Source organism: Novosphingobium clariflavum (assembly GCF_026420865.1).
GTDB lineage: Bacteria > Pseudomonadota > Alphaproteobacteria > Sphingomonadales > Sphingomonadaceae > Novosphingobium > Novosphingobium clariflavum.
The window spans coordinates 176,839-200,730 of the sequence record NZ_JAPCWC010000004.1; the positions used below are offsets into that span (position 1 = coordinate 176,839).

Below are 23,892 nucleotides of genomic sequence, written 5' to 3' on the forward strand. Positions count from 1 at the left end.
CGGGTTGACGCGGCGTTAAGCGTTATGTGCTAGGTATTCCGCGCATGACCAGGATTCTCCACGTCCTCGACCATTCGCTGCCGCTGCACAGCGGCTACACCTTCCGCACCCGTGCGATCCTGAAGGCGCAGGAAGCCATGGGCTGGGAAGTGCGAGGGGTAACCGGATTGCGCCACACCGCCAAGGGCGCGGACCTGGAAGAGGCCGATGGACTGCTGTTCCATCGCAGTACGGGCGATGCCGGCACCCTGCCGCTCTGGCGCGAATGGCGCGAGATCGGCGTGCTGGAACGGGGCATCGAGGCTGCAATCAGTGTCTGGCGCCCGGACGTGATCCATGCCCATTCACCCGCCTTGTGCGGGGCGGCAGCCGTGCGGGTGGCGAAGCGCCACGGCATCCGCTGCGTCTACGAGATTCGCGCGTTCTGGGAAGATGCCGCGGTCGGCAACGGCACCGGCAGCGGAGGCTCGCTCAAGTACCGCCTCACCCGCGCGCTCGAAAACCGGGTGGTCGCCAGCGCCGATGCGGTGGTGACGATCTGCGAAGGGCTGCGCGCCGACCTCGTCGCACGCGGCACGCCCGCAGCGAAGATCACCGTCGCGCCCAACGGCGTCGACCTCTCGCTGTTCGGCGAACCAGCGGCGCGGGATGCGCACCTCGCCCGCGAACTCGGCTTCGAGATCGACGGCCGCGCCTGCCCGGTGATCGGCTTCATCGGCAGTTTCTACGATTACGAAGGGCTGGACGACCTCATCGCCGCCATGCCCCTGCTGCTGGCCCGCCAGCCGGATGCCCGGCTGCTGATGGTGGGCGGCGGCCCGCGCGAGGCCCATTTGCGCGCCCAGGCCCAAGCCTCGCCGGCGGCCCATGCCATCCGTTTCATCGGCCGCGTTCCGCATCACGAGGTGGAGCGCTATTACGCGCTCTGCGATGTCATGGCCTATCCGCGCAAGCAGAGCCGGCTGACCGACCTTGTCACCCCGCTCAAGCCGCTCGAAGCCATGGCGCAGGGCAAACTGGTCGCAGCCAGCGCGGTCGGCGGTCACCGCGAACTGGTCGAGCACGAGCGGACCGGCATCCTGTTCCCGCCCGACGATCCGGCCGCCTGCGCGCAGGCGCTGGCCGATCTGCTGGCCGCGCCCGAGAGCTGGGAGCGCCTGCGCAGGGCCGGGCTCGATCATGTCCGCAGCGGACACGACTGGGCTTGCAATGTCGCCCGTTATCGAGACGTTTACCAAATCCTGCCACTCGAAAGGACTCGAAGCGGGCTCGCCGTTGCCTGAGCGACGGGACGAAAGCGGAATTTGCACGGGATGATCAAGGTGGCGAAGCAAGAACGTAAGTCACAGGGCGCGGGAAACCAGCCGATCACGCGCCACCCGCTGTTTCCGGCCATCGCCGCGCTTTGGGTGGCCGCGCTGTTCGGGCTTGGCAGCATGGCGCTGAGCCCCGCCACGATCGAACGGCTGGTCGGCGCGACCGGGCTGTCCTCGCTCGTTCCCATGGCTGCTCCTCCCCTGGGCGTGACCGCCCGGCTGCTGGTCGCCCTGGCGCTGACCGGCCTCGGCGCGCTGGTCGGCGTGGTCATCGGCCTGAGGCTGGCGCGCGGCGGCAGCGATGAGGGCAACGCCTTGGTCGACACTTCGGCGGAAACGGCGGCCGAAACTGAGGATGCCGCTCCAGGACGCCTGGCCTCGTTGACCGGGCGTCGGCGCGGCCCCGAAACCATGCGCGAAGCGGAACCGGCGCCGACGCCGATCAGCCCGGCAAGCGACATGACCGCGCCGCAGATCCTGCAACTGGCCGAGTTCGATCTCGATGGGCTGCCTCCCCCGGTCGAGGTCGAGGTCGAGGCCGAGGTCGAGGTCGAGGTCGAGGTCGAGGTCGACGCGGACGATACCGACTACCAGGCTCTCCCCGCAGAACCGGCCGGCCACCGCGTGCCCGACCTTGAAGACACGGACGTCGCGCCAGTCGATGCCGCCACCGTGCCGCTTGCGGAACAAGGTCCCGAGGCGGAAGCGCCGCTGACCGGACCGGCGCCTTCCCTGACAGACGCGGTCGAAACACCTGCCCCCCGTGCCCCAGCGTTCTCGCCCTCGGCATGGGCGGACAGCCGCCACGACGCGGACGATCAGGCCAATTTCACGCCCCTCTCCGCGCCGCTGACGGCATCGCCGCTGTTCGAAACCTATCTTCACAACGAAACCGCGCCGCAGGGCACACCCGCCCACGAAGCGGACCCGCAAGACACGGCCCTTCCCGAGCCGGAGCCGGAACCCACACCCGCGCCCACGCCTGACCAGACCCTGACGGCGAGCGCGGCAGAACGCATCTCCAAGGCTCCGCTCGACGCGCTGAGTCAGGTCGAACTGCTCGAACGCCTGGCACTGGCGATGGAGGAGCAGCGCCGCAAGCTCTCGCTGACCCCGCCAGCGCCGCTGACGGTCGTGGCTCCCGCCATTGCCGACGTCCCGCCCGCCGGCCGCGAGCCCCTTGCGCCAGGCCCCCTTGCGCAAGGTCACCTTGCCCCCGATCCCCTGGCAGGCCTCACGGCGCCGAACGTCCCGGCGGCTACCGACAGCGCCGCTGACGCCGGGCCGGCCAACGGCTACGCCCCTGATGACGCGCCCTCGGCTCCCACGGGCCCCACACCGCCTTACGGCCCTTCGGGTGCGCGCCTGGCCGCGATCAGCGCCGCCATGGGCCTGAGCACGAATCCCGATGCGGAACTGAACGGCGACCTGCCCCAGAGCCCCGCGGCAGCCCCCTTCGCGCCGCCGCCGTTTGCCCGCACGCCGTTTTCCGGACCGGGCCTTGCAGCCCGCACCGAAGCACTGACAGGCCGCATCGAGGCGGCGCAACCGCTGGAAGACGACTTCCCCCTCGGCGACGCGCCGGAGGCCGCGGCCAGCGTCGGTGGCTGGCAGGCCGTGACCGGCACTGAAGCGGAAGCCGAACTCGAAGCTTATGCCGCCGAGATTGCGGACGGCGGCTCTCTCCTCGGCGAAACTGCCGACGATGCTGCCGGCAGTGTCGTTGCGCCGCTGTTCCCCTCGGCAAGGATCACGCCGATCCCAGCCAAGCTGCGTCCGGTCAGGCTCGCCTCCTTCGACGAGCATGACGAGGACGATGTTCTTCCCGGCTACATCCCTCCGCGGCACATTGCCCTGGCCCCGCAGACGGTTGCCACGCCGCTGGAAGCGGCCATTACCACGCCGGTGGAAGCGGCAATTGCCTCCGCGCTCGAGGAGCGGCCGATGGCCGGCCTCGCCGCAGGCCATGACTTTGCCCCGGCCCCGGACGACGATGAGGATGAAGAGGAAGGCGCCGCGCTGGCCTTTGGCGAGAACGAGGACTTTGCCGAGGATGGCGCCGACATCGTCGAGGATGACGTGCTCGAAGAAGGCTACTCCTCGCTGCTGAGCATGCAGCGCCGCATCGAACCACGCCCGGGTTTCATCGCCCTGGACGAGGAAAGTGAAAACGAGGGCGAAAGCGGGGCCGGTCACCCGGGCCTGCGCCCGGCCGAAGCCGTGAACGAAACCGCCACTGCAACAACCGCCGCCCACGTCGACGCGGTACCGGCCTTCACCGCTCCCGCGCTGCCCGGCGCCCGCCTGTTCGACCCGCCCGCTCGCCCCGACCCCGCCGAAACCGAAAAGGCGCTGCGGGCAGCGCTCGCGACGTTGCAGCGCATGAGCGGCTCGCACTGAAAGCCAGTCCCGGCGGACGGCCGCCCCCGTCCGCAAACGTTTTCAGCGCGAGCGCTTATCCAACCGCACAACAAAATTCCCTTTTTTACCGTGTCAACGCACTAAATCTGCGCGAGGACGTTCGTTCGCAGTTGCAAATGCCGTCCGTAATCGTCATGGGGGCGCTTAGGGGACACCACGGCGAATTTTGGCCGCGCGCGATTCGCGCGTGTCGAAGCGAGGCGCTCGGTGTGAACCCCGGACAACGACAGGATGGGTTTTATCGATGGGATTTCCTAAGCCCCAGGGCCTTTATGATGCGCGTAATGAACATGATGCCTGTGGTGTGGGTTTTGTTGCCCATATCAAAGGGAACAAAAGCCACGCCATTATTACCCAGGCACTGGAAATCCTTAAAAATATCGATCACCGCGGGGCGGTAGGCGCCGACCCGCTGCTGGGTGACGGTGCCGGCATCCTCACGCAGCTCCCCGACCAGCTGTTCCGCAGCTGGGCCGCCGCCACCGGCGTCGAGCTGCCCAAGGCGGGCGACTATGCCGTCGCCATGTGCTTCCTGCCGCAGGACGAGGCCTGCCGTGACCTGATCACGCAGACCTTCGAGAAGTTCATCGCCAAGGAAGGCCAGTCGCTGATCGGCTGGCGCGACGTGCCGGTGACGCTCGACGGCCTTGGCAAGACCGTGCTCGAATCGATGCCGGTGATCCGCCAGTGCTTCGTCGGCCGCGGCGAGAACTGCGCCGACCAGGATGCCTTCGAACGCAAGATCCTGGCGATCCGCAAGCAGACCCAGAACCCGCTGACGGCAATGGCCGAAAAGCATGACATGCCCGGGCTCACCGAGCTCTACATGCCCAGCTTCTCGACCCGCACGATCGTCTACAAGGGCCTGCTGCTGGCGACCCAGGTCGGCTCGTTCTACGACGATCTGCGCAATCCCGAGTTCGTCTCGGCGCTCGGCCTCGTCCACCAGCGGTTCTCGACCAACACCTTCCCGAGCTGGAAGCTGGCGCACCCGTTCCGCTTCATGGCGCACAACGGCGAGATCAACACCGTTCGCGGCAACGTGAACTGGATGAACGCGCGCCGCCGCACCATGGAATCGGAGCTGCTGGGCGCCGATCTCGACAAGATGTGGCCGCTGATCCCGCACGGCCAGTCGGACACCGCGTGCCTCGACAACGCGCTGGAACTGCTGCTGGCCGGTGGTTACTCGCTCAGCCACGCGATGATGATGCTGATCCCCGAGGCATGGGCGGGCAACCCGCTGATGACCCCGGAACGCCGCGCGTTCTACGAGTATCACGCCGCCCTCATGGAGCCGTGGGACGGCCCGGCCGCCGTGGCCTTCACCGATGGCCGCCAGATCGGCGCCACGCTGGACCGCAACGGCCTGCGCCCCGCGCGCTTCCTCGTCACCGACGATGACCTGTGCGTGATGGCGTCTGAATCGGGCGTGCTTCCGATCAAGGAAGACAACATCGTGCGCAAGTGGCGTCTCCAGCCCGGCCGCATGCTGCTGATCGACTTCGAGCAGGGTCGCATCATCGAGGACGAGGAAATCAAGAACCAGCTCGCGGGCGAGGAGCCCTACGAGAAGTGGCTCGAGATGGCGCAGTACAACCTCGCCGACCTCGACGTGATCGAGCCCGAACTGGCCCAGATCCCCGAACCGACCGGCACGCTGCTCGATCGCCAGCAGGCCTTCGGCTACACCCAGGAAGACACCTCGCGCTTCCTCGAGCCGATGGCCGTTTCGGCCGACGATCCGCTCGGCTCGATGGGCACCGACACCCCGATCCCGGTGCTGTCGAACCGTTCGCGCCTGCTCTACGACTACTTCAAGCAGAACTTCGCGCAGGTCACCAACCCGCCGATCGACCCGATCCGCGAGGAACTGGTCATGAGCCTCGTCTCGATGATCGGCCCGCGCCCGAACCTGCTGGGTCATGACGCCGGTGCGCACAAGCGCCTCGAAGTCAGCCAGCCGATCCTCACCGACGAGGACCTCGCCAAGATCCGCTCGGTCGAGGCTGCGCTGGACGGCGCCTTCCGCACCGAGACCATCGACATGACCTGGGACGCCTCGACCGGCGCCACCGGCCTCGAGATGGCGATCAAGGAAATGTGCTGGGCGGCCACCGAGGCGGTGCTGGCGGACAAGAACATCCTCGTCCTGTCCGACCGTGCCCAGGGCCCGGACCGCATCCCGATGCCGGCGCTGCTGGCGACGGCTGCCGTCCACCACCACCTCGTCCGTCAGGGCCTGCGCATGCAGACCGGCCTCGTCGTGGAAACCGGCGAAGCGCGTGAAGTCCACCACTTCTGCGTGCTCGCGGGCTTCGGTGCGGAAGCGATCAACCCTTACGTCGCGTTCGAGACGATCGAGGACATCCGCACCCGCAAGAACCTGCCGGTGAGCGCCGAACAGGCGCGCAAGAACTACATCTACGCGATCGGCAAGGGCATCCGTAAGGTCATGTCCAAGATGGGCATCTCGACCTACCAGTCGTACTGCGGCGCGCAGATCTTCGACGCGGTCGGCCTGTCGAGCGCCTTCGTGGAGAAGTACTTCACCGGCACCGCCACCACCATCGAAGGCGCCGGCCTGACCGAGATCGCCGAAGAGACCGTCCGCCGCCACGCTTCGGCCTATGGCGACGATCCGGTCTACGCGAACATGCTCGACGTCGGCGGCATCTACGGTTCGCGCGTGCGCGGCGAGGAACATGCGTGGACGTCCGAGAACATCGGCGCGCTCCAGCACGCGGTGCGCGGCAACGTGCCCGAAAAGTACCGCGAGTTCGCGCAGTCGATCAACGACCAGTCCAGCCGCCTGCTGACCATCCGCGGGCTGATGGACTTCGTGCCCGGTGCCTCGGTGCCGCTCGACGAAGTCGAACCGGCCAGCGAAATCGTCCGGCGCTTCGCCACCGGCGCGATGAGCTACGGCTCGATCTCGTGGGAGGCGCATACCACGCTGGCGCTCGCCATGAACCGCATCGGCGGCAAGTCGAACACCGGTGAGGGCGGCGAGGATCCCAGCCGCTTCAAGCCGCTGCCCAACGGCGATTCGATGCGTTCGTCGATCAAGCAGGTCGCCTCGGGCCGCTTCGGCGTCACCACCGAGTACCTGGTCAACGCCGACGACATCCAGATCAAGATGGCCCAGGGCGCCAAGCCCGGCGAAGGCGGCCAGCTGCCCGGCGACAAGGTCGACAAGACGATCGGCGCGACGCGTCACTCGACGCCGGGCGTCGGCCTGATCTCGCCGCCGCCGCACCACGACATCTATTCGATCGAGGACATCGCGCAGCTCATCCACGACCTCAAGAACGTGAACCCCACGTCGCGAGTCTCGGTCAAGCTGGTGTCCGAAGTCGGTGTCGGCACGGTCGCCGCCGGTGTCTCCAAGGCCCGCGCCGACCACATCACGATCTCGGGCTACGAAGGCGGCACCGGCGCTTCGCCGCTGACCTCGCTGACCCACGCGGGTTCGCCCTGGGAAATCGGCCTTGCCGAAACCCAGCAGACGCTGCTGCTCAACAACCTGCGCAGCCGCGTCGTGGTTCAGGCCGACGGCGGCCTGCGCACCGGACGGGACGTGGCCATCGCGGCGCTGCTCGGCGCCGACGAGTTCGGCTTTGCCACCGCCCCGCTGATCGCGGCCGGCTGCATCATGATGCGCAAGTGCCACCTCAACACCTGCCCGGTCGGCGTTGCCACCCAGAACCCGGTGCTGCGCGCGCGCTTCACCGGTCAGCCGGAACACGTGATCAACTACTTCTTCTTCGTGGCCGAAGAGCTGCGCGCGATCATGGCGGAGCTGGGCTTCCGCACGCTCGCGGAGATGGTCGGCCGCGTCGACCGTCTCGACATGAAGAAGGCGATCACCCACTGGAAGGCCAAGGGCGTCGACCTGTCCAAGGTGCTCTACCAGGCCCCGCTGGGCGACAGCCCGTCGCTCAACTGGAGCCAGACGCAGGATCACGGCCTCGAGCACGCTCTCGACAACGTGCTGATCGAAGCCGCCGCCGACGCGCTGGACAAGCGTGAGCCGGTGCGGATCGAAAAGCCGGTGATCAACGTCAACCGCACCGTCGGTGCCATGCTTTCGGGCGAGGTTGCCCGTCGCTACGGTCATGCCGGTCTGCCGGACAACACGATCAACGTGAAGCTCACCGGTGTCGCCGGACAGAGCTTCGGCGCCTGGCTTGCCCACGGCGTCACGCTCGATCTGACCGGTGACGGCAACGACTATGTCGGCAAGGGTCTGTCGGGCGGCCGCGTGATCGTGCGCCAGCCGGGTCACGTGAACCGCGATCCGCTGCAGAACATCATCGTCGGCAACACCGTGCTCTACGGCGCGATCTCGGGCGAGGCGTTCTTCAACGGCGTCGCCGGCGAACGCTTCGCGGTGCGCAACTCGGGCGCCGTCACGGTGGTCGAAGGCTGCGGCGATCATGGCTGCGAGTACATGACCGGCGGCGTGGTGACCGTGCTAGGCAAGACCGGCCGCAACTTCGCGGCGGGCATGTCGGGCGGCGTCGCCTACGTCTATGACGAGGACGGCCAGTTCGAGAAGCTGTGCAATCCCGCCATGGTCGATCTCGTGAAGTTCTCGGCCGAAGCCGACGAGGAAGACGGTGCCGGCCGTCCGCAGCAGCGGACCAACGGCGTCCACGACCTCGGCATGGGCGACATGCTGCGCCACGATGCGGAACGCCTGCGCGTATTGCTCGAACGGCACCACCTGCACACCGGCTCCAAGCGGGCCCGTGCGCTGCTCGACGACTGGGCGACCACTGTGTCGAAGTTCGTCAAGGTGATGCCGCGCGACTACGCCAAGGCTCTCCGCCAACTCGAGGCCGAGCGGCTTGAAGCCGCTTCGGTGGCCGCAGAATAATTCGAAGGTAATAGAAATGGGCAAGGAAACCGGCTTCCTCGAACTGGACCGCCAGGATCGCACCTATGGCGACAAGGCCGAGCGTCTGACGAACTACAAGGAGTTCGTCGTTCCGCTCTCGGCCGAGACGCTCAAGAACCAGGCCTCGCGCTGCATGAACTGCGGCGTGCCGCACTGCCATACCGGCTGTCCGGTCAACAACATCATCCCCGACTGGAACCACCTGGTCTACGAGGACGACTTCAGGAACGCGCTGGAAGTCCTCCACTCGACCAACAACTTCCCCGAGTTCACCGGCCGCATCTGCCCCGCCCCGTGCGAGGCGGCATGCACGCTGAACATCATCGACCAGCCGGTCACCATCAAGTCGATCGAATGCGCGATCGTCGACAAGGGCTGGGCCGAGGGCTGGATCACGCCCAAGGTCGCGGCCAAGCGTACCGGCAAGTCGGTAGCGGTCGTGGGTTCGGGCCCGGCAGGTCTGGCCGCCGCGCAGCAGCTGGCCCGTGCCGGCCACTCGGTGACGGTGTTCGAGAAGAACGACCGCGTCGGCGGGCTGATGCGCTACGGCATTCCCGACTTCAAGATGGAGAAGCACCTCATCAACCGCCGCATGGTGCAGATGATGGCCGAAGGCGTGGAGTTCCGCACCTCGGTCGAAGTCGGCGTGACGGTTTCGGTGGCTTCGCTCAAGGAAAACTTCGACGCCGTGGTCTTTGCCGGCGGCGCCGAGGATCCCCGTCCGCTGAACATCCCCGGCTTCGAACTGCCGGGCGTGCGCTTCGCGATGGAATTCCTGACCCAGCAGAACAAGCGCAACGCAGGTGACGACGAAATGCGCGCCGCCCCGCGCGGCACGCTTTCGGCCACCGGCAAGCACGTCATCGTCATCGGCGGCGGCGACACCGGCTCGGACTGCGTGGGCACCTCCAACCGTCAGGGCGCGGCCTCGGTCACGCAGCTGGAAATCATGCCCAAGCCGCCACTGCACGAGAACAAGGCGATGTCCTGGCCGAACTGGCCGCTCAAGCTGCGCACCTCGTCGAGCCACGAGGAAGGCTGCGAGCGTGACTGGGCGGTTCTGGCCAAGCGCGTGATCGGCGACAACGACGTCACCGGCCTCGAATGCGTCCGCGTCGAGTGGAAGGACGGCAAGATGCAGGAAGTGGAAGGCAGCGAATTCACGCTCCAGGCCGACCTGATCTTCCTCGCCATGGGCTTCGTCGGCCCGCGCAAGGCCGGCATGCTCGACCAGTCGGGCGTCGACCTCGACGCGCGCGGCAACGTCAAGGCGACCATGGCCGACTACCGCACCAGCGACCCTGCCATCTGGTCGTGCGGCGACATGCGTCGCGGTCAGTCGCTGGTGGTCTGGGCGATCCGCGAAGGCCGCCAGTGCGCCCGCGCGGTGGACGAGGCGCTGATGGGCGTATCCGAACTGCCGCGCTGAGCGGGGCAGCCAACACGCCGATCCTGCCATCGATCATGAAAAAGGGGCGCTCCTGCAGGAGCGCCCCTTTTTTTGCGCATGCGTGTCAGGCTTGCGCCCCCCTCTCTCCGGCGCTGATCTGCAGCGCCGCCCTACTGCCATTCCCCTAGGTTCGCGAAAGCGCCCGATTCACCCGGAAAGTCTACTTTCGGTGTCCTTGCCGAGGCTGTCTAGGGCAGACGAAACGATGATAAGGGACCAGTCCGTCCGGATTGGCCGGCTGCTTGTGGGGCTGGTCGCACTGGCCATCGTCATCGCCGGCTTCACCACCTACAAGATCCGCTTCGGCGGCCCGATCCAGGCCAAACACGCGCTTCAGGACGAGATGCTCGCCGATATCCTGCCGCCGCCCGCCTACGTGGTGGAGCCCTATCTCGACGCCACCCTCGCGGTGAACGAACCGACCGAGGCAGCGCGCCGCCTTGACGACATGGCCAGGCTTCAGACCGAGTTCCGCCAAAGGCAGGCCTATTGGCGCGATGCTCCGCTGCCCGGCGAAGTCGCCCCCCAGATGACGCGTGTCATCGCCACCGCCGCGACGTTCTGGGAGGCGGTGGACCGGCAGTTCGTACCAGCCGTGCGCGCCCGCGACGAGGAGGCCATGCAGCGCGTGCACCGGAGCGTCCTCACCCCGCTCTACCACCGCCAGCACGAGGACGTGGTCAAGCTGGTGGAGACCTCGCGCGCCTATTCGGCCCGCGAACTGCAGCGCGACATGCTGCTGACCAGCGCCTCCCTGACTCTCAGCGCGCTGATCGCGATCGGCGTTGCAGTGGCAATCGGCTGGACCGCGGCGCAGGCGCAATCCCGTGTCGTCCGGCCGCTCGAAGATGCGAGGCTGGCCTTCGGAGAGCTGGCGGCGGGAAGGCTGGAAACCGCGATTCCCGGCCTCGATCGAACCGACGAACTGGGCGCGATGGCCCGGGCGATGGATGTGTTCCGCCGTAGCGGTCTCGACAATCGCGAGGCGGAATCAGCGCAGCACGATCTCGTCGAGGCGCTGTCGAGCGGCCTGCGCAAGCTTGCGGACAAGGACCTGGAAGCAAAGATTCATGACCGCTTCCCCGCCGATTACGAGCAGGTGCGCAGGAACTTCAACGCGGCCGTCGAGGCGCTGGCCGCGGCCATGACCACCGTCGGCACGGGATCGGGCAATCTCTCCCGCACGATCGGCGAAATCCGCATGGCAACCGACGACCTCTCCGCACGCAACCAGCAACAGGCCGCCAATCTCGAGGAGACCGCAGCCTCGATGCAACTCGTCAGCAACCGGGTGCGCGAGAGCGCGGCGACGGCGACGCGCGCGCGCAGCGCCGTCACCCTGGCCCATGCCGAGACCGGCGAAAGCGCCGAGGTCGTCCAGCAGGCGGTGACCGCCATGGCGGCAATCGAATCGTCCGCGCAGGAAATCGGCACCATCGTCGACGTGATCGATGCGATCGCCTTCCAGACCAACCTCCTCGCCCTCAACGCCGGAGTCGAGGCGGCTCGTGCGGGCGATGCGGGCAAGGGTTTCGCGGTCGTCGCCGCCGAAGTGCGTGCCCTTGCCCAGCGTTCTGCCGATGCCGCGCAGAACATCAAGCTCCTCATCGCCAGAAGTGCCGAACAAGTGGGGGAAGGGGTCGCGCTCGTTTCCGAAAGCGGCTCACGGCTGGGCGAGATCGCCGCGCGCATTGCCGAACTGAACGACATGATTGCCGCCATGGCCCAATCGGCCATGGATCAGTCGACCGAGCTGGACCAGGTCAGCACCGCCATCAGCGAACTCGACAGGGTTACCCAGCGCAACGCCGCGATGGTCGAGCAGACGACCGCCGCAACCCGCGAACTGGAAAGCGAAGCGCATACGCTGACCGCGCTGATGGCGCAGTTCCGCACCCAGCGCGGCATTGGCCATGCCGGATCGCTGCCCGCGCCCGACTCGCGCACCGAAGTCCGCAGGCTGCAACCGGCGGCCTGAATCCGTCCCGGCGTTTCCTGCCGCGCAGGCTTGACCCACCCGCCAAGCAGACCGATTCTCCAGCAGTTACGGAGACGAGGCCATGCTTCTCGAAATTGCAGAAATCGACGTCCGCCCGGGATCGGAACCCGCGTTTGCCCAGGCCATGCGCGGGGAAGGGGTCGGCCTGCTGGCCAGCTGCGACGGCGTGATCTCGGTGCAATTCGGCCAGGGCGTCGAACATGCGTCGCGCTTCGCCTTTAACGTCGTGTGGACCTCGCTCGCGGCGCACGAAGCGGCTCGCAAACTGGAAGCCTTCGCCCGCTTCCGCAGCCTGTTCGGCGATCTCGCCATCGGCGGGACCATGCACCACTTCGAGATGGATGCGCCGGTGGCCGGCACTTCAGCCTGAACGGGCGGCGTCTACCGGCACTTGCCAGTCGATCCGGCCCCGTCCGTGGGCTTCGAGAAAGGCATTGGCCTGACTGAAATGGCCGCATCCGAAAAAGCCCGCATAAGCCGAAAGCGGGCTCGGGTGCGGCGCGGTCAGGACGAGGTGATGGCTCGAGCCCAGTCCCGCCACGCGCATCGCCTTTTTCCGGGCATGGCTGCCCCAGAGCAGGAACACGCAAGGCTCCGCCCGGGCGGCGACTGCCGCGACCGCCGCATCGGTGATCGCCTCCCAGCCGCGTTTCTGGTGTGAACCGGGCTGCCCGGCCTCGACGGTGAGCGCATTGTTGAGCAGCAGCACGCCCTGGCGTGCCCAATGCTCCAGACTGCCGTGCCCAGGCGCGATCACGCCGCAATCGCTTGCCAGTTCCTTGTAGATGTTGACCAGCGAAGGAGGCACTTTAACCCCCTCCATCACCGAGAACGCCAGGCCATGCGCCTGCCCGGGGCCATGATAGGGATCCTGCCCCAGGATCACGACCCGCACCTCGTCCAGCGCCGTGAGTTCCAATGCCCGCAGCCACTGCCCGGCGGGGGGATAGATGGTCTTGCCGGCCCGCGCCTCGGCCGCGAGCCAGCCGGCCAGCCGCTGCGACTCGGGACCGTCCAGCACCGGCGCCAGCGCATCCGCCCAGGACGCAGGCACCCCTTGCATGGCCTCGGCTGCTTCCATCGCTGCGCTCCTCCCGATTTGTCCGCATCTGACCGTTCACAAGGACATCCGGCCATTGCGAAAACCCGGCCCAGTCCCTAAGCATTTCCGGACTATGGCTGTCTATCTCCACGAAGAAGATCTCCCCGAAGGCGTGCTCGCGCCCGGGCCCGTTGCCGTCGACACCGAAACGATGGGACTGATCACCCCGCGCGACCGGCTTTGCGTGGTCCAGATTTCCGATGGCAAGGGTGACGAACATCTCGTCCGCTTCGCCCCGGACAGCGCCTATGACGCGCCGAATCTCAAGGCCGTACTGGCCGATCCGGCCCGCCTGAAGCTCTACCACTTCGCCCGTTTCGACCTCGCCGCGATCGAACACTACCTCGGCGTCGTCGCCGCTCCGGTGTTCTGCACGAAGATCGCCAGCAAGCTGACCCGCACCTACACCGACCGTCACGGTCTCAAGGATCTGGTGCGCGAGCTGCTGGGCAAGGAAGTCTCCAAGCAGCAGCAGTCGAGCGACTGGGGCGCGGCAGAGCTGACCGACGCGCAGAAGGACTATGCCGCCTCGGACGTGCGCTACCTCCACGCCATGCATGAGATCCTCGTCGTGCGTCTCGCGCGCGAGCATCGCACCGAGATCGCGCAGGCCTGCTTCGACTTCCTGCCCGCTCGCGCAAAGCTCGACCTTGCCGGCTGGCCCGACCACGACATCTTCAGCCACGAAGCCGCCTGAGCCTGAGCCGGAGAGCACGCGCGCATGTCCGAAGACGCCATCCAGATCCGCAACCGCCGGCGGCACTTTGCCGCTCCCGGTGGCTCGCATGATCGCCTGGTGGGCTTCCTGGCCAAGGCGCTGCCCACCGGCATTGGTCTGATCGCCGCCGTGATGATCCTGGTACCGCTCTCGCCGCGCGGCGAGATCAGCTTCCTGCTCGATCGCAACAAGGTGGCGGTCACCGGCCAGCGCGTGGCCGTGTCCAACGCCGCCTACCGCGGGCAGGACAAGGCCGGACGGGACTTTCTGGTCACGGCCGGGACCGCGGTGCAGCACGCGCCCGACGTCCCCGTGGTCGAAATGCTCGACCTCGTCGCCAAGATGAACATGAAGGATGGCCCCGCCAACATCGCCGCACCGCGCGGGGCCTACAACTTCGATGCCGATACCATGAAGGTCGACGGCCCCGTCAATTTCCAGGGCGCGGGCGGCTACAACATGACCACCAGCCAGGTGAACATCGACATCAAGCAAAAGACCGCGGTGGCAACCGGCGGCGTTTCGGGAGCCGTTCCCAACGGCACCTTCACCGCCCAGACCATGCACGCCGACCTCGACAACCGCGTCGTTACGCTCGAAGGCAATGCCCGGATGCGCATGACGCCCGGCAAGCTCAGGATCCCGCAATGAACTTCCGCTCCGGCCTTTTCCGTACCGCGATCGCCGTGCCGGTCCTCGGCCTGGCCGCTCTTGCCGCCTCGCAGCAACTCGGCGCCCAGGTCTTCTCCGGCCACGACACCAATGCCCCCGTCGATTTCGGTGCCGACCGGATCGAGATGCAGGACAAGCAGAACCGCGTGATCCTGACCGGCAACGTCGACATCAAGCAGACCGACTTGCGCATCCGCGCCGCCCGCACGGTGATCGACCTTGCCGATGCCAAGCAGCTCAAGGTCAATCGCATGACCGCCAGCGGCAGCGTCGTGGTGACGCGCAATGACGAGACCGCGACCGGTGACAACGCGATCTACGATTTCAACCAGCGGATCATCACCATGGTCGGCAATGCCACGCTCAAGCGCGCCGGCGGCGATACGCTGCGCGGGGGGCGCTTCGTGATCGATCTCAAGAGCGGCGTATCCTCCGCTTCCGGCGGCCGCGTCACCGGCACGTTCAACGTTCCCAAGAAAAAGTAAGTTCGTCGTTGCCGGACGAAAGTCCGGCATCACGAAAGAATTTTCCTACACGCATCGATCTGCGTATCTGGATTCGGGCCTTCTTCTCTTCCCTTGGAAAGGAGTCCCGATGTCCAGCAATCCCATTACCGTGCCCAGCGGATACGCCACTGCCTTCGCGATCGGCTTTGCCGATGCCGCGAGCGGAAATCTGTCGATCGTCGACAGCGGCCGTCCGCTCCCCGTCTCCCCCGTTCGTGCCGCCGCCGCCGCCCCGCTGACCGGCAGCACCGCGGCCTCCGGCACGTTCGGTCCGTTCACACCCATAGCGCAGCGTCCGGTCTTCATCACTCTGGGTGGCACCTGGCAAGGCACGGTCTCTCTGCGGCGTTCGCTCGACGGGGGGCAGACCCTGCTGCCGCTCACTCTCGGCGGTCAGGCCTGGGCCACCTTCAGCTCCAATGCCTGCGAGCCGCTCTGGGAAGAGCACGAAGACGGGGCCACGTTGTTCCTCGCCGTCACGCTGGCCAGCGGCACAGTGAGTTACCGCCTCTCGCAGTAATGCCAACCTGCGTTGAGCGTGACTCATCGCAGGTTGGTCAAGCCCACGCGGCGCCTGAGCGTTCCAAGCTGCTGATGCGTCAGCATCACTGCAGCTTGGTATAAGCAGAGGCGCGCCCCCTCCCCATCTCCCAGATCCGGAGACACGCATGTCCCAAGATTTCCTTGCCCGCGGCATGGCTGCGGCGCAGCGCCGCGACCTTGCCTCGACTCAAGCCGGTCAGGGTGCCGCGCTGATCGGCACCGAGGATGGCCGCACGGTCACCGCCTGCCTCGCCGACCTCAAGGGAGCCCTGACGCTCAAGGCGTTTGGCGCCCGGGGCGACGGCACCACATCCGACCATGCCGCCCTGCTCTCGCTGTCGAACCGCTCGGACACCATCATCGTCCCGCCCGGCAACTACCTCATCGACAACAGCACCCTCCGCCAGATCAACTACTTTCGCGGCAAGCTGATCTGCTCGCCGGGCGTAACGTTCACGTTCACCGACAAGAGCCAGCGCGGCCTTCACTTCTATGGCGGATCGCCCAAGCTGTCCGGACTGCGGCTCACCACCCGCGATGTGCCGCTCGGCCGCGAACTCAACGCACCGATGCTTTGCATCGACGAGGCCAGCGACGTCGTGATCGACGATCTCGAGATCGTGCGCTCCGCCGGTGCGGGTGCGCTGTTCCGCCTGTGCTCCGGCTTCCAGGGAACAAACATCCGCATCCGCAACACGCTGGCCGACGGCATGGACTTCTTCAATTCGAGCAAGGTCGCGCTGACCAATTTCCTTTCGGAAAACACCGGTGACGACGGCCTGGCGTTCCTTTCCTACACGTCGCTGGCGCAGTCCTACGACATCGTCGCCCGCAACATCATCGTCAAGAACAGCGATACCCGGGGCATCAGCGTGGTTGGCCCGGAGCGTGTGATCATCGATGGTTTCACGGTGGAATCGACGCGCGGGACGGGGGTGATCGTCTACCAGGACACCGCGAACGGCCTGCGTCAGCCGGGCAACGTGAAGATCTCGAACGGCATCATCAAGGATGCCGGACAGCGGCTCGTGTCCGGCACCTACAGCGGCAATCGTTACGGGATCGAGATCGCCAATTGCGGCGATGCCGACTTCCTCAACATCCATATCGAGAATTGCGCCGCGACCGGCTTCGTCTCGTCCAACACGCAGCCGTCCGTGCTCACCAGCCGCAACGTCCGGGTCAAGACAAGCGGCGACAAGGGATTCCTCGTTTCGGTGCCAGGCGGCGGAGCCTGGCACCATGATGGTTGCGAAACGATCGACACGCAGGGACACGGCTTCAATTCGACGGTCGCCGTGGGCGGCATCATGACTTTCGGCACCCGCATCGTCCGGCAAGCCGCAATGGCCGGGGGCGGCAACGGCGTCAACAATCGCGCCATATCCGACAGCATCGGCGGCGCGGTGGCTGGGCGATCGACCGTGATCATCGACAACCAGGCGGCCAACACCGGCTACGTCTACTACAACGATGGCAATGGCAACGGCAGCGTGGGCGACTTCGACTTCACCACCTCGAGCGGCTATTACATCTTCCAGCAGAATGCCAACAACATAGCGGTCCAGGGCATCCGGCGCAGCAAGCGCAGCAACCAGATCACGCAAGTGTCGGGCAGCATCGCGCTGAGCGGCACGCGCGGCGAACAGGACTACTTCACGACCGCAGCCCTGACCGGCGCGCTCGACATCGTGCTGCCCACCTTCGGCCTCTGGCACAACGCCGAGTTCTCGCTATCCCGCTTCGACACGAGCGGAAGCTATGCGGTCACCTTCAAGTCGGGAAGCACCACGATTGCCGCGATCGAAGCCGGCGGCAATCCGGCAAAGATGGTGGTGCGCTACGACAGCGTGAACAACCTGTGGCGCAAGGCCGGTCGATACGATCTGTGAAAACAGGCAGGAACCAGTGCGCCCCGGCAATGGGCGCACTGTACCCGCCGTCAGAATGCGCGATCGTGCACAAGCACGCGCAGCGTGAGGAACACGATCTGGATATCCCGCAGGATGGTCCAGCCCTCGAGATATTCGAGGTCCGATTGCAGGCGATTGACGAGATCGGATTCGCGGTCGGTAGCGCCGCGATAGCCGCGCACCTGGGCCAGACCCGAAAGTCCGGGCTTCAGCGAATGGCGCTGCCAGTAGCGAAGATCCACTTCCCAGAACAGCTTGTTGCCGGCCAGCGATCCGGTGGCGTGAGGGCGCGGCCCGACCACGCTCATGTCGCCCAGCAGGACATTGAGCAGCTGCGGCAGTTCGTCGATGCTGGTCCGGCGGATGAAACGGCCGACAGCGGTGATCCGCTGGTCGTCCTTCGAGGCCGACTGATTGCCATCCCGGTCGCACAGGGCCTGCGTCATCGAGCGGAACTTGTACATGTTGAAGAAACGGTTGCCGCGCCCCATGCGGCGCTGGGTGAAGAACACCGGCCCGCCGTCCTGCAGCTTCACCGCCAGGGCAACCGCGATCATCAGCGGCGAGAGCGCCAGAACGGCGATGCCCGCGAAAGTGACGTCGAACAGGCGCTTGATCGCCCGCTCACGCAGGCCCAGCGGCCCTGCCGATACCAGCAGCAACCCGTGGTTGGCGGTGACGCGCGCGCCCTGGGCGCCAAGGCGGGCCACTTCATCATCCAGCACTTCACCGTCGACATTGGCGCCCTTGAGGATCATCGCCCATTCCATCCGGCGATCCGCCGGGCAGCTGATGATGACCCTGTCGATGTTGCGCAGCGCCAGCCCGAGCCGGTCGAGCGCATGAGGATCGGTAAGGTCGGCACGCAAGCCCATGGCTGCCGCCGAAATCCGGATCGCGCCGGGCAGACGCAACTGCGGGCCGCCGTCATCGATGATCAGTTCGTTGATGACGTTCGATCCGCAGCGCCAGGTGACGAAACTGCGCAGTTGCAGCCGGGACCAGGCCATCAGGACCAGCGCCAGGATCGCCCCGCCGCTGAAGGCGCCGCGCGAGGCCTCGCTCGACGATTTCATCAGGAACTGCACAAAGACGACCACCGCCAGCGCAACAAGCATCGCCACTTATGCCCGCAGCACCCCGCGCCAGCCTTCGCGCAAGGAGAGGGTCGAATAGGAACCGTTGTACAGCGCCAGGGTCAGGAAGATCGGCAGCAGCACCTGGGCGTATACCAGCGAACGCGAGGCGCCCTCGGCGGTATCGTAGAGCAGGCCGGCCAGCCCGAATCCGACCAGCACCGCCGCCATGTCACCGACGATCAGCGCCAGATAGCATTGCAGGCGTCGCCGCTCGAGGGAGGGGGCAACCAGAAGGTCATCGGCTTCGGACCGCTGCCCTGCTTGTTGCGTCACTGAAAAAGGCGCGTTCACCCGTTCAACACTCCCCATTGCCGAACCTACGCTGTCCGCTTTGCCAAAGTTCTGCCTCAGCCGCTGCGAACCATGCCCTGTTGCAGCGCAATACGTATATTACCTTAGTGCCAGGACAGGCAATGGGAAAAGGCCTTAGGGCTAAGACGTTCTATTTGTCCGATGTTCAACATCGAGACACGCGATTCTGGCGATTTCGAGCAATCCGCGTGCAAGAAGAAGTTCTGCGTCCTGACTATTGGCAAGAAGTGTTTGATGCAATGCAACAAGTCGGGCCACCAGACGTTCGAGTCTCGGGCCGCGCCATATGCGCAATTGCACCGTCAACACCGGCTTATCTTTCCAGAACACGCGCCGCGCGGCCGATTCTGCTTCGAGCAGGGCGCCGACATCGCCCCCCCGGCCGAGACGGGCGTTGAGACCGGCAAGCTGCGCGGCTCGCCGCTCGAATGCCAGCAGAAGGCCGACCGGATTGATGCTCATGTCATGCAAGCGCTTCAGTTCGGGCCCGATCGCGCTGCGTTTGCCCCCCAGCACGGCGTCGACCAGCGGCGCGAAGTCGTCGTCCTCGGTGGAAGCGCCGATGGCGTCGAGATCGGCCGAAGTGACCGGCCGAGGCGTTTCGGCGCTGGCATCGAGGTAGAGCGCAAGCTTGTTGACTTCCGAACGCGCCAGCCGGGTATCGAGGCCCGAGGCCCGCGCGATCCGCTCGGCCAGTTCGCCCCCCATCTTGAGACCGGCCCCGTTGGCCATCGTGCGCACCGCGCCGGTGACCGTGCCGAGATCGGGGGCGTGGAACATCACCGCCAGCCCGTCATTACGCGCGGCCAGCAACTTGGCGGTGCGGGACTTGTCGGTGGCGCCGGTCGAGACGATCACCACAGGATAGGATTCGACCGGGTTCTCGATAAGGATCTGCACGGCATCGTGCGCCTCGTCGCCTTGCGCGCGGACCCAGATGTGCCGGGCAGTGCCGCCGAACAGCGAATTCGAGCGCGCCTCATCGCCCAGCCGGACCGGATCCTTGCGCAGTTCCGCGCCCGCCATCTCGACACGCTCGCCGGGATCGGCGAGCAGCGAAACGATCTTTTCCGCCGCATCGGTTGCCCCGGCTTCGTCGGGGCCGCAGAAGAAGAAGACCCTGGCCTGCTGCGCAGCGCGCGCCGCCATGCCCGCAAAGTCCTTGCGCGTGGCCTTCACGAAAGAGCCGCCATCAGCAGCGCGTCATTGCCGCGTATCGCCCCGCAGCCGCAGCGCGACCCCGGTAACGATGCGCGTGGCGACGTCCTTGGAAAGATTCTCCAGCGCGGTCTGTTCCGCCGCGATCGTCGCATAGTCCGACGAAACGACGTCGATGCCCGCATCCGAAGCCGCCGTCGCATCGAGCACGACCTCGCCGGTGGAAGTATCCACCAACTGATAACGCGCGCGCAGGGTCCGGCGTTCGCGCCCGATCGTATCGTCCGAAAGCAGCGCGAAGCCTTCCAGCTTGTCGTCGAGGCGGACGTCAAGCCGGTACCTCGAGGTGGCGCCCTTGTCGGAGCCGAGCTTGTCGACCAGCGCATTGCGCACCAGCCAGCCGGCCCGCCCCTCGATCGCGGCGACCTGCACGTCGGCAAGACCGCGCGCGACACTGCCGCTGCCTCCTCCCGCATACATCGGGGTGAGGCCGCAGCCGGAGAGCAGCAGGGCTCCGAAAAGGACGCTCAGACGCTTCACGCGACGAGATTCACCAGACGGTCGGGTACGACGATCACTTTCCTCACCTCGGCGCCATCGAGTGCACGCTGCACCTTCTCGCTGGCAAGGGCAAGCGCTTCAAGCTCTTCCCTGGACGTACCCTTGGCCACGGTCAGGGTGTCGCGCAGCTTGCCCTTCACCTGGACGGCCACGGTCACCTCGTCCTCGACCAGCAGCGCCGGATCGACTTCGGGCCATGCAGCCTGCGCCACGAGACCTTCCCCGAAAGTCGCGAAGGCTTCTTCGGCGAGGTGCGGCATCATCGGCGAGACAAGCAGCAGAACCGTGCGGATCGCGTTCGAACGGCTGGCCGAAGGGGCTGCCTTCTCGACCGTGCCGGTCAGTTCGTAGATGCGCGCCACGGCCTTGTTGAAGCCCAGCGATTCGATGTCCGAGGCGACCGCGGCCACCGTCTGGTGAACCTTGCGGTCGATCGCCTTGTCTGCGCCCTCGGCCGAAGCGTCATACTGGGCGAACAGACGCCACAGGCGCTGGACGAAGCGGCCACAGCCCTCGATGCCGGCTTCCGACCAGGGCAGGTCGCGCTCGGGCGGGCTGTCGGACAGCATGAACCAGCGGATCGCGTCGGCGCCGTACGTCGCGACGATCTCGTCGGGGTCGACGACGTTCTTCTTCGACTTCGACATCTTGATGACGCGGCCGACCTCGACGGCAGCCCCGTCAGCCTTGAGCGTCGCGCCATCGGAACCGCGCTCGACTTCGCTCGGAGCGAAGTAGATCGGCTGGCCGTTGACCTCGTTGACGCGCGAATACGTCTCGTGCGTCACCATGCCCTGCGTGAACAGGCTGGCGAAGGGCTCCTTCACCTCGACCTTGCCGATGCGGGCCAGCGCGCGCGTCCAGAAGCGGGCATAGAGCAAGTGCAGGATCGCATGCTCGATGCCGCCGATGTACTGCTCCACCGGCAGCCATTCGGCGATCTTCGCCGGATCGAACGGACGATCCTCGGGCTGGCTGGCGAAGCGCAGGAAGTACCACGAGGAATCGACAAAGGTGTCGAGCGTGTCGGTCTCACGGCGGGCGGCGTGGCCACACTGCGGACAATCGACATGCTTCCAGGTCGGGTGGCGCACCAGCGGATTGCCGGGCGTCGAGAAATCGACGTCTTCGGGCAACGTGACCGGCAGGTGCTTCTTGGGCACCGGCACCACGCCGCAGACCTCGCAGTGGATGAACGGGATCGGCGTGCCCCAGTAGCGCTGGCGCGAGACGCCCCAGTCGCGCAGGCGCCACACGGTCTTGCCCTCGCCCCAGCCTTCCGCCTCGGCGCGCGCGATGACCGCGGCCTTGGCGTCCTTCACGGTCATGCCGTTGAGGAAGTCGGAATGGACGCAGACGCCGTCACCGGCCTCGGATTCGCCTTCGAAGGGCTTGTCGGCATCGGCCTCGCTCGCCGCGACGACGCGCAGGATCGGCAGGCTGTACTTGGTGGCGAACTCGAAGTCGCGCTGGTCGTGGCCGGGAACCGCCATGACCGCGCCGGTGCCGTAGTCCATCAGCACGAAGTTGGCGATGTAGACCGGCAGATCGGCGCCGGTGAACGGATGCCTGGCCTTGATGCCGGTATCGAAACCCAGCTTCTCCGCGGTTTCCAGTTCGGCCGCGGTCGTCCCGCCCTGCTTGCACAGGGCGATGAAGTCCTCGACCTCGGGACGGCCGACGGCAGCCGCCTGGGCGATCGGGTGATCGGCCGCGACGGCGACAAAGCTGGCGCCGAAGATCGTGTCCGGACGGGTCGAGTAGACTTCCACCGAACCGATGCCGCCGATTTCTGCGGTCAGGTCGAACTTGAACTGCAGGCCCTGCGACTTGCCGATCCAGTTTTCCTGCATCGTGCGGACCTTCTCGGGCCACTTGTCGAGGGTGGAGAGGCCTTCCAGCAGTTCGTCGGCAAAGTCGGTGATCTTGAGGAACCACTGGGAGAGCTTGCGCTTCTCTACCAGCGCGCCCGAGCGCCAGCCGCGCCCGTCGATCACCTGCTCGTTGGCGAGCACGGTCTGGTCGACCGGATCCCAGTTGACCGCCGATTCCTTGCGGTAGACCAGGCCGCTTTCATAAAGATCGATGAACAGCGCCTGCTCGTGGCCATAGTATTCCGGCTCGCAGGTGGCGATCTCGCGGCTCCAGTCCAGCGCGAAGCCGAGACGCTTGAGCTGCGCCTTCATGTTCGCGATGTTCTCGCGCGTCCAGCCGCCCGGGTGCACGCCCTTTTCCATGGCCGCGTTCTCGGCGGGCATGCCGAAGGCGTCCCAGCCCATCGGGTGGAGCACTTCGTGGCCGGTCATGCGCTTGTAGCGCGCCAGCACGTCGCCCATTGTGTAGTTGCGCACGTGGCCGATATGGATGCGCCCCGAGGGATAGGGGAACATCTCAAGCACGAAGCTGCGGGGCTTGGACGAAGTATCGTCGGCCTTGAAGCACTGGGCTTCGTCCCACGCAGCCTGCCAGCGCGTGTCCGCCTGAGCCGGGTCGAACCGCTCGGTCATTTCTATCAGGTCTCCTGCGGGCCGATGCCGCCCGCGCAAATGGACCCGCGGGCCGGACCGGCCCGCAGGAAAAACAATTTAGCCGCCGATGGAATCGCGGCGCAGGTCACGGGCGCGGGTGAGGATGATGTCCTCGAGCTTCTGCACGGTCGCGGCCTGGACCGGTGCCGGCGCCCAGGCACCGCCCGTCGCGACTTCGCGCTGCGCGGTCACCCGCAGGGCATCGGCGCGCAGGTCCTTGTCGAGGATCATGACGGTGACCTTGACGCGCTCGTTCGGTTCCTTGGGATTGGTGTACCAGTCGGTGACGATCACGCCGCCGGCGCTATCCGACTGGAGCAGCGGCATGAACGAGAGCGAATCGAGGCTGGCGCGCCACAGGTAGGAATTGACACCGATGGTGGTCACCATCGAGGGTGCGGACGAGGCAGACTTCGCCTGCTTCTGCTTCCGGCCGCCACCGCAACCGACCAGCGCAAGCGCCGCCACGGCGCAGAAGCCCGCGGTCGCCAGCGATCGAGCGGTGAAGAGGCCCTTGTCGGTGCTGCCTGTCATTGTCGGTTCCCAGTTCCTGTCTTGGCGTAGAGCGGCCGGACGTTCCGGCGATTTGCCATCCATCGCCTCTATAGCCGCCGTTGCCGGGGCGGCAAGTGCGGCCGCATCGGCTCGGCA

The 23,892-nt window shown here is 66.4% G+C and carries 16 protein-coding genes and 1 pseudogene; 11 read left to right on the forward strand and 6 right to left on the reverse strand.

From position 1 onward, the window contains the following. The first annotated feature begins 44 nt into the window (after positions 1-44). The 6 genes from OKA11_RS06970 (at position 45) to OKA11_RS06995 (ending at position 12,459) form a co-directional block, all read left to right on the forward strand. The gene (locus tag OKA11_RS06970; protein WP_267219490.1) at positions 45-1,283 is read left to right on the forward strand and encodes a TIGR04063 family PEP-CTERM/XrtA system glycosyltransferase; all 1,239 of its coding nucleotides are present in this window, start codon (positions 45-47) and stop codon (positions 1,281-1,283) included. A 30-nt stretch (positions 1,284-1,313) separates the two neighbouring features. Then, entirely contained in the window at positions 1,314-3,716 is a 2,403-nt protein-coding gene (locus tag OKA11_RS06975) for a hypothetical protein (RefSeq protein ID WP_456094060.1), read from the forward strand. A 265-nt stretch (positions 3,717-3,981) separates the two neighbouring features. Continuing rightward, positions 3,982-8,619, forward strand: coding sequence for a glutamate synthase large subunit (gene gltB / locus OKA11_RS06980; protein WP_267219492.1), 4,638 nt, complete (start codon positions 3,982-3,984; stop codon positions 8,617-8,619). A gap of 16 nt (positions 8,620-8,635) precedes the next feature. Continuing rightward, the gene (locus OKA11_RS06985; protein ID WP_267219493.1) at positions 8,636-10,069 is read left to right on the forward strand and encodes a glutamate synthase subunit beta; all 1,434 of its coding nucleotides are present in this window, start codon (positions 8,636-8,638) and stop codon (positions 10,067-10,069) included. Between the two features lie 226 nt (positions 10,070-10,295). Continuing rightward, the gene (locus OKA11_RS06990; RefSeq protein WP_267219494.1) at positions 10,296-12,068 is read left to right on the forward strand and encodes a methyl-accepting chemotaxis protein; all 1,773 of its coding nucleotides are present in this window, start codon (positions 10,296-10,298) and stop codon (positions 12,066-12,068) included. A gap of 82 nt (positions 12,069-12,150) precedes the next feature. After that, positions 12,151-12,459: an antibiotic biosynthesis monooxygenase family protein gene (locus tag OKA11_RS06995; RefSeq protein ID WP_267219495.1), complete on the forward strand. Its 309-nt coding sequence runs from the start codon at positions 12,151-12,153 to the stop codon at positions 12,457-12,459. Here OKA11_RS06995 and ung read toward each other — a convergent pair. Continuing rightward, the gene (ung, locus tag OKA11_RS07000) at positions 12,451-13,170 is read right to left on the reverse strand and encodes a uracil-DNA glycosylase (protein WP_267219496.1); all 720 of its coding nucleotides are present in this window, start codon (positions 13,168-13,170) and stop codon (positions 12,451-12,453) included. The genes OKA11_RS06995 and ung overlap by 9 nt on opposite strands. 94 nt (positions 13,171-13,264) lie before the next feature. Here ung and OKA11_RS07005 point away from each other — a divergent pair, with 94 nt between their 5' ends. From OKA11_RS07005 to OKA11_RS07025, 5 genes are all read left to right on the forward strand, one after another. After that, on the forward strand, positions 13,265-13,888 hold the full coding sequence (locus OKA11_RS07005) for a ribonuclease D (protein ID WP_142636310.1): 624 nt from the start codon (positions 13,265-13,267) through the stop codon (positions 13,886-13,888). A gap of 24 nt (positions 13,889-13,912) precedes the next feature. Then, positions 13,913-14,560: an LPS export ABC transporter periplasmic protein LptC gene (gene lptC, locus OKA11_RS07010; protein WP_267219497.1), complete on the forward strand. Its 648-nt coding sequence runs from the start codon at positions 13,913-13,915 to the stop codon at positions 14,558-14,560. Next, positions 14,557-15,066 carry an LptA/OstA family protein gene (locus OKA11_RS07015; protein WP_142636315.1) on the forward strand — a complete coding sequence of 170 codons (510 nt, stop codon included), beginning with the start codon at positions 14,557-14,559 and terminating at the stop codon, positions 15,064-15,066. The genes lptC and OKA11_RS07015 overlap by 4 nt, the downstream gene beginning before the upstream one ends. 109 nt (positions 15,067-15,175) lie before the next feature. Further along, complete coding sequence (locus tag OKA11_RS07020; protein WP_267219498.1) at positions 15,176-15,607, forward strand: hypothetical protein; 432 nt, start codon at positions 15,176-15,178, stop codon at positions 15,605-15,607. 148 nt (positions 15,608-15,755) lie between these two features. Next, the gene (locus OKA11_RS07025) at positions 15,756-17,522 is read left to right on the forward strand and encodes a right-handed parallel beta-helix repeat-containing protein (RefSeq protein ID WP_267219499.1); all 1,767 of its coding nucleotides are present in this window, start codon (positions 15,756-15,758) and stop codon (positions 17,520-17,522) included. 50 nt (positions 17,523-17,572) lie between these two features. Here OKA11_RS07025 and OKA11_RS07030 read toward each other — a convergent pair. From OKA11_RS07030 to OKA11_RS07050, 5 genes and pseudogenes are all read right to left on the reverse strand, one after another. Then, a pseudogene (locus OKA11_RS07030) lies at positions 17,573-18,973 on the reverse strand (sugar transferase). Positions 18,974-19,114: 141 nt separating this feature from the next. After that, positions 19,115-20,173 carry a DNA polymerase III subunit delta gene (gene holA, locus OKA11_RS07035; RefSeq protein ID WP_267219500.1) on the reverse strand — a complete coding sequence of 353 codons (1,059 nt, stop codon included), beginning with the start codon at positions 20,171-20,173 and terminating at the stop codon, positions 19,115-19,117. Between the two features lie 24 nt (positions 20,174-20,197). Continuing rightward, positions 20,198-20,692: an LPS assembly lipoprotein LptE gene (gene lptE, locus OKA11_RS07040; protein WP_267219501.1), complete on the reverse strand. Its 495-nt coding sequence runs from the start codon at positions 20,690-20,692 to the stop codon at positions 20,198-20,200. Continuing rightward, on the reverse strand, positions 20,689-23,220 hold the full coding sequence (leuS, locus tag OKA11_RS07045) for a leucine--tRNA ligase (RefSeq protein ID WP_267219502.1): 2,532 nt from the start codon (positions 23,218-23,220) through the stop codon (positions 20,689-20,691). Before leuS ends, lptE begins: the two co-directional genes overlap by 4 nt. Positions 23,221-23,298: 78 nt before the next feature. Next, the gene (locus OKA11_RS07050; RefSeq protein ID WP_267219503.1) at positions 23,299-23,775 is read right to left on the reverse strand and encodes a DUF3576 domain-containing protein; all 477 of its coding nucleotides are present in this window, start codon (positions 23,773-23,775) and stop codon (positions 23,299-23,301) included. Positions 23,776-23,892: the final 117 nt, after the last annotated feature.